We start from the raw sequence: 7,308 nt of genomic DNA on the forward strand, positions 1-7,308 counted from the left end.
CCGGCGGGTGATCGTGCAGGAACACCAGGTCCAGATCCGAGCCGAAACCCAGCTCCAGGCCGCCCAGGCTGCCGTAACCAATGATCGCGAAGCGGCCGCCGGCGATAGCGCCGTGCGCGGCGTGCATATCGGCCTCGGCCATCGCCAACACGGTGATGACCACCGCCTGCGCCAGTTCGGCCAGTTGCCGGGTGCTGTCGACCGCGCCCTGGCGGCCATCCAGCGTGGCCATGGCCATGCGGAAGCTCAACGCCAGGCGAGTTTCATTGAGCCAGCGCAGCTGCGATTCGGGATCTTCCACCGGCAGCACCTGCCGGCATTCGGCCAGCATGCCGGCGGCGTCGGGCATCGGCCCGGACACGCGTACGTCCAGCAGTTCGTCCAGCAGCAGCGGATACGCGGCCAGGCGCTCGGCCAGCAGCGCGCTGCGTGCCAGCACGTCGACCAGTCGCGCGAGTGCGCTGGGCTGTTCGTCCAGCAGCGCCAGGTAGCTGGTACGGCGCAGCACTGCCTGCAGCAGGCCGAGCACGCGCTTGAGTGCGGCATCGGGCTGCGGTGAACGGGTGGCCGCGTGCAGCAGTGCCGGCAGTACGCGGTCCAGGCGCGCACGCGCCGCATCGGACAGCGACTTCACGCCCGTGCCCTGGGCGAAATCGCGCAGTGACTGATCGGCGCCATTGGCATCGAGGAAACCGGCCTCGGCCAGCAGCGGCGCGTTGCTGCCTTCGGGCAGGCTGCGCCAGTAATTGGCCAGCGCATCGGGCGCTGCCTGGCCCTTGCGTGGCGCCAGCAGCGCACCGAACTCGGTACTGACGCGCTGCTGCTGCACACGCAGTGCGTCGCGCAGCGCATCCCAATCGGCATAGCCCAGGCCGACGGCAATCCGCTCGCGATCCAGCGCATCGCTGGGCAGCACATGGGTCTGCGCATCGCGCAGCATCTGCAGCCGGTTTTCCAGCCGGCGCAGGAACAGATAGGCCTCGCGCAGTGCGGCGCCATCATCGCGGGCGATCTGCCCGGCAGCCACCAGGGCATCCAGCGCGACCAGCAACCGCCGCTCACGCAGCACCGGCTCACGGCCACCGCGAATGAGCTGCAGCGCCTGGCACAGGAATTCGATCTCGCGGATGCCACCGGCACCGCGCTTGATGTCGTCGTGCATCTCGCGCCGGGCGACTTCAGCGGTGATCGCCGCTTTCATCTCGCGCAGGCCGTCGAGCGCGGTGAAATCCAGGTAGCGGCGGTACACGAACGGACGCAGGGTCTGCAGCCAGGCCTCGCCAGCGGCGATATCGCCCGCCACCGCACGCGCTTTCAGCCAGGCATAGCGCTCCCAGTCRCGGCCTTCGCGCTGGAAGTACTGATCCATCGCAGCGAATGACAGCGCGACGCGGCCTGCGCTGCCAAACGGGCGCAGGCGCAGGTCGACGCGATGGCTGAAGCCATCGACGGTGGTTTCATCCAGCAGCTTGGCCAGGCGCTGGCCGAGCCGGGCGAAATACTCTTCGGCCGCCAGCGCGCGCGGACCGTCGGATTCACCGCCCTGCACGTAGGCGTAGACCAGATCGACATCGGAACTGAAGTTGAGCTCGCCACCGCCCAGCTTGCCCAGCCCGAACACCACCAGCTGCTGAGGTTGGCCGTGGTCATCGGTGATCACCCCGTGGCGCTGGGCGAACTCCCGCTGCAGGGCGTCCAGCGCCAAGCGCAGGCAGTCCTCGGCCAGCGAGGTGGCGCCCGCCAGAGTCTGCGGCACGTCATCCAGCCCGGCCAGGTCGCGCCAGATCAAGCGGGTGGACATCGCCGTGCGCCAGCGTCGCAGCTGTGCCGGCCAGTCGCTGGGCTGCAGCGGGTCGAGCACCGGCGCCGGCAGCGGCGGGCAGCCCGGCGCGGCCAGCTGCGCCAGCAGGCCGGGCTGGCGCACCAGGGTGTCCAGGGCGAAGTCGCTGCTGATGGCCAGCTGCACCAGCATCGGCTGCAGTTCGGCCGGGATGGGATCGGGCACTGCCTGGGCCAAGCGCGTCAGCGCGCGGTGGACGAGGGGCTGCAGGGTGGCGGGCAATTCGGCGGGGGCGAGGGTCATGCACTGATTCTCGCGGGGTCGCATCCCTTTGCCAACGGCGAAGGGCTGTGACCGCTTGCTGCGATATCGCCGAAGGTTGCTGGGGTTGCCGGCCAGCGGCCGGCACTACCGAAAATGGAGTCCGCGCATTCATCTTGGGCGACAGGCAATAAAAAAGCCCGCTTGCAGCGAACTGCCAGCGGGCTCTGCTCCCTCCCCCACGTCGGGATGCAGGGCCATCGTGCGGTGTACGAAAGTACTTTGCACGCTGCACTGCAAAACAAAACTGACGGGTATGGGAGAGGCCTTGCCGGAAACGCCATTCCACGAAGGTAGAACCCCCCGTACGGCAGGGGATGGCCGATAATCGGGATTCCCCCCAGAAACGCTGTCGTCATGACTGTTGATCGCATCGCCAACGCGCGTCTTCGTGACCGCGTGGTCTCGGCCGAGGCCGCAGCCGCGCTGATCCAGCCCGGTGAAACCGTGGCCATGAGCGGCTTTACCGGCTCCGGTTACCCCAAGGCCGTTCCCGTTGAGCTGGCCCGCCGCATCGAATCGGTGCATGCCCAGGGCCTGCCCTTCCAGATCAGCCTGATGACCGGCGCCTCCACCGCGCCGGAACTCGATGGTGCGCTGGCCAAGGCCGATGGCATCGCCATGCGCATGCCGTTCCAGAGCGACCCGGATGCGCGCAACCGCATCAACGAGGGCAAGCTGGATTACATCGACATCCACCTCAGCCACGTCGCCCAGCACGTCTGGTTCGGCTTCTACGGCGAGATCGATACCGCCGTGGTCGAGGTCTCGGCGATCCGCGAGGATGGCTCGCTGGTGCCGTCCACCTCGCTGGGCAACAACAAGACCTGGCTGGACCTGGCCAAGAAGGTGATCATCGAGGTCAACGAGTGGCAGCCGGCCGGCGTGGACGGCATGCATGACATCTACTACGGCACCGCGCTGCCGCCGCACCGCAAGCCGATTCCGCTGGTCAATGCCAACGACCGCATCGGCGAGACCGCGCTGCGCTGCGACCCGGACAAGATCGTGGCCGTGGTGCGCACCAACGGCCCCGACCGCAACAGCCCGTTCAGCCCGATCGATGCGACCAGCGAGCAGATCGCCGCGCACCTGATCGAGTTCCTGCAGCACGAAGTGAAACGCGGCCGCCTGCCGGCCAACCTGCTGCCGCTGCAGTCGGGCGTGGGCAACATCCCCAATGCGGTGCTGGCCGGCCTGGCCAAGAGTGGTTTCCGCGACCTGGCCGCGTTCACCGAAGTGATCCAGGACGGCATGCTCGACCTGCTGCGCGACGGCGTGCTGAGCTACGCCTCGTGCACCGGCTTCGCACTGAGCCCGCAGGCCAACGAGACGTTCAAGGAGAACATCGATTTCTACCGCGAGCGCATCATCATGCGCACGCAGGAAATCTCCAACCATCCGGAACTGGTGCGCCGCCTGGGCTGCATCGGCATGAACGGCATGATCGAGGTGGACATCTACGGCAACGTCAATTCGACGCACGTGATGGGCACGCGGATCATGAACGGTATCGGCGGTTCGGGCGACTTCGCGCGCAATGGCTTCCTGTCTGCGTTCCTGAGCCCGTCGACGGCGAAGAACGGCACCATTTCGGCGATCGTGCCGATGGCCAGCCATGTCGACCACACCGAGCACGACGTGTCGGTGATCGTGACCGAACAGGGCCTGGCCGATCTGCGTGGCCTGACCCCGCGCAAGCGCGCGCAGGTGCTGATCGACAACTGCGCGCACCCGGATTTCCGCGCGCAGCTGCAGGACTACTTCGACCGCGCCAGCCGCGAGAGCTACGGCAAGCACACCCCGCACCTGCTGCCGGAGGCGCTGTCGTGGCACCAGCGGTGGCTGGATACGGGCACCATGAAGGCCTGAGTATTGCCGGTTCGCCGGGCATGGCCCGGCGCTACCCCGCATCGCACCTTGGTAGCGCCGGGCCATGCCCGGCGGGTGTTCCGCATCAGGTGCGCAGGCTCGCCAGCGATTCGGCCTGGATGCGCTCGTAGATCTCGAACTCATCGTTCACCGCCGCACCCAGCGCCTGTTCGAAGGCCTCGCGATTGGCATGGGCGGCGTACGCGCGCTGCTCACCGCCGCCCAGGTTCGACTGGAAGATGCCTGCGGCACTGACCGGCAGGAAGTCCTCGTAGACGATCGGATCGGCCGTGGCCAGGCCCGCGGCAACCAGCACTTCGGCCGGCAGATCGGCCACGCGCTCCGGCGCGGCGCGGCCAGCGTCGGTCAGCTGGTAGCGGTAATACCCCAGGCCTTCCTGGCGCAGGGTGTCGTGGTCATCCGGGAAGCTGGCGAACACCGCCTGCAGGCGCTGCCCATAGTCGCCACCGGTGCTGCCCGCGCCGTCGGCATCGCGCGCCTGCGTCAGCAGCTGGTCGTACAGCGCGCGGCCTTTCGCAGTCAGCGCCAGGCCACGCTGCTCGATCTCGCCGAAGCGCGCGGTATGGGTACCGGCGTCGCCGCCCTCGTTGCCCGGGAAGTGCACCGCCTCTTCCAGCGCCTTGAAGCTGGTCTGCCGCAGCAGGATCGGGCAGGCGCGGCGCGGCGGGCCCTCGATCACCGCCTTGGCGGCCATGCCGTGCTCGATCATCGCCGCCTGCGCAGCGTCGATGTCCAGCGTGCGCGGGGTCAGGTGGTTGATGTGCGGGCCACGGAAGCTGACCACATCGGCCACCAGCCGGTGCGCCTTGTGCAGGGCATGGTAGGTCGGCAGGTCGACGGTGGCGTCGCCATGCCAGCGGAAGGTCTCCAGCGCCTGTTCGACGAAGCGCTCGGCATCGGCCTGGGTCAGGCCACCGTCACGCTCGGCCTGGTCGATCAGCGCCAGTGCCTCGTCGGTGAAGATGCGGCGGCGGGCGAGGATTTCGGCCGACTGCGCACGCAGCGCCTCGTCTTCGATCAGCTCCAGGCGCAGCAGCGAGGTGAACACGCGGAACGGGTTCAGTGCCAGCGCAGCGGCGGTCAGCGGGCGGAAGGCGGTGGAATGCACCGGCACGCCGGCCACCGACAGATCGTAGTAGCCCACCGGGTACATGCCCATCACCGCGAACAGGCGGCGCAGGGTTGCCAGTTCCTGCGGGGTACCGACGCGGATCGCGCCATGGCGTTCTTCATCCAGGCGGGCACGCTCGTCGTTGCGCAGCAGCTGCGCGGCCAGCGCCGGGTCCTGCGCCAGGACCTGCGTGTTGATCCGCTCCACCAGTTCCACCAGCGTGCCGTACAACGGCACTTCGGTGCGGTACATGCGGGACATGGCCTGGGCGAACAGGCGGCGGATCACATCAGGCGAAACGAAAGAGGCGCTCATCAGTCACTCGATTACGGGAACGGGGAACAGCTCGGACCAGTATTGTCGCCGGAGCGCGCGGCGGCGGCGATACGCAGAGCAACATGACCTGCGATGGGTAGTGCCCCACTGGCCTTGGCCCAGAAACAGGCGAAATAGATGTCGCCGGCCTGCCACCGGTGGGTGGTGGCCAGCGCGGCGATGTAACCGCGCGGTACACCGGCATAGCGCGATACCTCGTCGAGGAAGGCATCGGGGTAACGCTCGGCGTAGTGGTTGATGTCGGCCAGCTGGATGTCGACCCAGGCATCGCCGGTATCCACCTCATAGGTCGCCGAACGTTCGGCGGTCTGCTGCGCCAGCACGATGGCCGGCGCCAGCAGCAGGGACAACAGCAGGGCGCGCAGTGGCAGTTTCATGCTTCGATTCTGCCGCAGCGGCCGCGCCGTGTCAGGCCGCGGCAGCGGCCTTGGCCTCGATCGTCGCCAGCGCCGCCGGCCAGTCCCAGGCGGTATCGGCGTTGACCATGCGTGGTTCGTCGTCGGCCACGCCGTGCTGGGTCTCGTGCGCCCAGGTCACTGCGTAGGGGGTGTGGATACCCCAGCCGCCGAGGGTGATCACCGGTTCGATGTCCGAGCGCAGCGAATTGCCGACCATTACGAACTGCTGCATCGGCAGGTCGAATTCGGCCAGCACGCGGGCATAGGTTTCCGGGTCCTTCTCGGACACGATCTCGATGCGCGGGAACAGGTCCGCCAGCGCCGCGACCTTGATCTTGGCTTCCTGGTGGAACAGGTCGCCCTTGGTGATCAGCACCACCGGGTACTGCGCGGCGATGGCGGCCACCGACTCGCGTACGCCGTCGATCAGTTCGACCGGGTGGCGCAGGGTGTCATGGCCGATGTCGAGGATGCGCTGGATGTCCTTGGCTTCGATCCGCTGCGAGGTGATCTCGATGGCTGCTTCGATCATCGACAGCGTCATGCTTTTCACCCCGTAACCGAACACGCCGAGGTGGCGCTGCTGCACTTCCAGCAGGTGGCGGGCGGTCTGGGTGTCGTGGACGTCGATGTAGCGCGACAGCAGGTCCAGGTAATCCTGTTCGGCCTTGCGGTAGTAGTCCTCGCTCTTCCACAGCGTGTCGTCACCGTCAAAACCGACCAGGCCGATGGCGCGCGAGGGCGCAGGCGTGGAGGTGTTCATCGCCCTAGGATACAGGCGCGGCGATGACGAAAAAAACCCGGGTGGCCGAAGCCACCCGGGTTGCCCATGCACCGGTTGTCCCGAATTCAACCGTGGATCAGCGACCCTGGCCCGCGGCCGTGCCACCCGCGCCGGCACCCGCCTGCTGGGCGGCCACGTAGGCCTTGTACTCGTCGGCGCTCAACTGGCCGTCCTTGTTGGCATCCGCCTGGTCGAACACCTGCGCAAGGCCCGCATTCACCTGCGACTCGCTCTTGCTGATGGTGCCGTTGCCATCGGTATCGATGCTGGCCCACGTCTGGCCACCGCCGTTGGCCTGCGCCGAGGCTGCTGCGGCCGCGTCGGTAGCCTGGTCGGCCGCCTGGCCTGCCTGTGCCGCCGCCTGCTGGGCCTGCGCCGCTTCGTTCTGTGCATGCGCGGCCTGCTGCTTGGCCGACTGCGCCATCGCCGGGATGGCCAACACGCTGCCGGCGGCGACGATCAGGGCGATCAGGGGCTTGCGGTTGCGAATAGTCATCTGGGGTGTCTCCTGAAGGGTGGTAGTGCGCGGTCGTTGTCTCCGCACGGCACCTACCCTGCCACCGCGTTTCTGAATCGATTTTGCGCCGCAATTCCCTCGAACACGCATGGTTAACCACTGGCGCAGACGTATGCGTTAGCGCGGTGGTTAGTGCGAAGTGAGCAGACAGTAAGACGAGCATTCAGC

At 67.5% G+C, this 7,308-nt stretch carries 5 protein-coding genes and 1 pseudogene; 1 reads left to right on the forward strand and 5 read right to left on the reverse strand.

What is annotated here, in order from left to right; all coding sequences use genetic code 11:
* A partial coding sequence (gene glnE, locus AC1VAN_RS09525) for a bifunctional [glutamate--ammonia ligase]-adenylyl-L-tyrosine phosphorylase/[glutamate--ammonia-ligase] adenylyltransferase (protein WP_480985701.1) occupies positions 1 to 2,083 on the reverse strand: 2,083 nt, incomplete at its 3' end.
* 375 nt (positions 2,084 to 2,458) lie between these two features.
* Between glnE and AC1VAN_RS09530 the strand changes: the two genes are divergently transcribed.
* Positions 2,459 to 3,973 (forward strand): acetyl-CoA hydrolase/transferase family protein, encoded by a 1,515-nt coding sequence (locus AC1VAN_RS09530; RefSeq protein WP_080150722.1) that lies wholly within the window; start codon positions 2,459 to 2,461, stop codon positions 3,971 to 3,973.
* An 85-nt stretch (positions 3,974 to 4,058) separates the two neighbouring features.
* Here AC1VAN_RS09530 and hglS read toward each other — a convergent pair whose 3' ends face one another.
* The 4 genes and pseudogenes from hglS to AC1VAN_RS09550 all read right to left on the reverse strand — a co-directional run bounded on the left by hglS (position 4,059) and on the right by AC1VAN_RS09550 (position 7,119).
* Positions 4,059 to 5,420, reverse strand: coding sequence for a 2-oxoadipate dioxygenase/decarboxylase HglS (hglS, locus tag AC1VAN_RS09535; RefSeq protein ID WP_059065771.1), 1,362 nt, complete (start codon positions 5,418 to 5,420; stop codon positions 4,059 to 4,061).
* Between the two features lie 104 nt (positions 5,421 to 5,524).
* Positions 5,525 to 5,818 (reverse strand): annotated as a pseudogene (locus AC1VAN_RS09540) (hypothetical protein); the annotation flags it as partial.
* A 31-nt stretch (positions 5,819 to 5,849) separates the two neighbouring features.
* Positions 5,850 to 6,602, reverse strand: a complete 753-nt coding sequence (locus AC1VAN_RS09545) for an HAD family hydrolase (RefSeq protein WP_032975604.1) — start codon at positions 6,600 to 6,602, stop codon at positions 5,850 to 5,852.
* Between the two features lie 97 nt (positions 6,603 to 6,699).
* Entirely contained in the window at positions 6,700 to 7,119 is a 420-nt protein-coding gene (locus tag AC1VAN_RS09550; protein ID WP_025878233.1) for an EF-hand domain-containing protein, read from the reverse strand.
* Between the last annotated feature and the right edge of the window lie 189 nt (positions 7,120 to 7,308).

This window comes from Stenotrophomonas sp. 05L44_2 (assembly GCF_056665995.1).

Coding starts and splice junctions, on each gene's coding strand:
- AC1VAN_RS09530 (WP_080150722.1), top strand. CDS start 2,459: ATGACTGTTGATCGCATCGCCAACGCGCGTCTTCGTGACCGCGTGGTC.
- hglS (WP_059065771.1), bottom strand. CDS start 5,420: ATGAGCGCCTCTTTCGTTTCGCCTGATGTGATCCGCCGCCTGTTCGCC.
- AC1VAN_RS09545 (WP_032975604.1), bottom strand. CDS start 6,602: ATGAACACCTCCACGCCTGCGCCCTCGCGCGCCATCGGCCTGGTCGGT.
- AC1VAN_RS09550 (WP_025878233.1), bottom strand. CDS start 7,119: ATGACTATTCGCAACCGCAAGCCCCTGATCGCCCTGATCGTCGCCGCC.